This window comes from Legionella steigerwaltii (assembly GCF_001468065.1).
Lineage (GTDB): Bacteria > Pseudomonadota > Gammaproteobacteria > Legionellales > Legionellaceae > Legionella > Legionella steigerwaltii.
In genome coordinates, this window is the sequence record NZ_LNYZ01000018.1 from 1 (window position 1) to 1,132 (window position 1,132).

A 1,132-nucleotide genomic window follows, 5' to 3' on the forward strand; every position below is an offset into this window, starting at 1 on the left:
TATTACCCTGGCGTCTAAAAGTTATTGATTTTATGTGATATTCTACGCGCTTTTGACTAAATCAATTTGTTGAGATGAGTAACAGGGAATTATCAGTAGAAGTATTATTAGAGTTACGGAAAAAAGTGGTTTACGCAGTTGTAGAGCAAGGCATAAAAAAGACGAAAGCAGCAAAGCTATTTGGTTTTAGCCTGACCTCAGTAAGCAAATATGTACGTGAATTTAAACTAAATGGCGCATCAAGTTTTCACTATAAAAAGCGCGGTGTAAAAGAGTCTGAGCGGTGCTTTTTAACTGGAGTGCAAATAGAGGCGTTATTACAAACGTTGCTGAATCAAACTCCGGATGAAATTGGCCTTGACTACACCTTGTGGAACAGTAAAGCGATATGCGTCTACATTGAGAAGGCTTTTGGAATCAGATATTCAGGTCGTGGATTGCGAGATCTTCTTAAGCGCCTGGGCTTTTCATCACAAAAGCCAATAAAACAGGCTTATCAACGTGATCCTGATAAAGTGAGCCGATGGCTCACTGAGACTTATCCCGCAATCAAAGCAAGAGCGATGCAGGAAGGAGCCAGGATTTACTGGGCAGATGAAATGGGGCTTCAATCTTGCGACAATCGTGGGAGAACCTACGGCCTTGTGAACCAAACACCTGTGATAAAGAAAACAGGCAGTCGTTTTAAAGTCAATATGCTTGCAGCAATTAGCCCACAGGGATTTATGAACTGGATGGTATTTGAGAATAATTGCGACAGTAAGAAATTCATAGAGTTTTTGGGCAGGTTACGCCGTCAGGTAAAACAAAAAGTTTTTTTGATTGTAGATAATCATCGTATGCATCACAGCAAGAAAGTAATGCAGTATGTTGAGAAATTTAAAAATGAGATAGAAATTTTTTTTGCCTCCCTATTCCCCAGAGCTAAATCCTCAAGAATTAGTTAATCAGGATGTGAAGGCTAACGCTTGCTTATTTAAACCAGTCAGAAATGTCGGGGATTTACTCATCAACATCAGACTTTACCTGACTAAAATACAATTTAATGAGTTTAAAATTATGAATTTTTTTAAGAAAAATGAGACTAAATATGCTGCATGGGAATAATCAACTTTTAGACGCCAGGGTAATA

General features: G+C 38.3%; 1 protein-coding gene. It reads left to right on the forward strand.

Annotated elements, in window-relative coordinates; translation table 11 throughout:
• Positions 1 to 125 precede the first annotated feature (125 nt).
• Positions 126 to 947: an IS630 family transposase gene (locus tag Lstg_RS11810; RefSeq protein WP_162264079.1), complete on the forward strand. Its 822-nt coding sequence runs from the start codon at positions 126 to 128 to the stop codon at positions 945 to 947.
• The last annotated feature ends 185 nt before the right edge of the window (positions 948 to 1,132 follow it).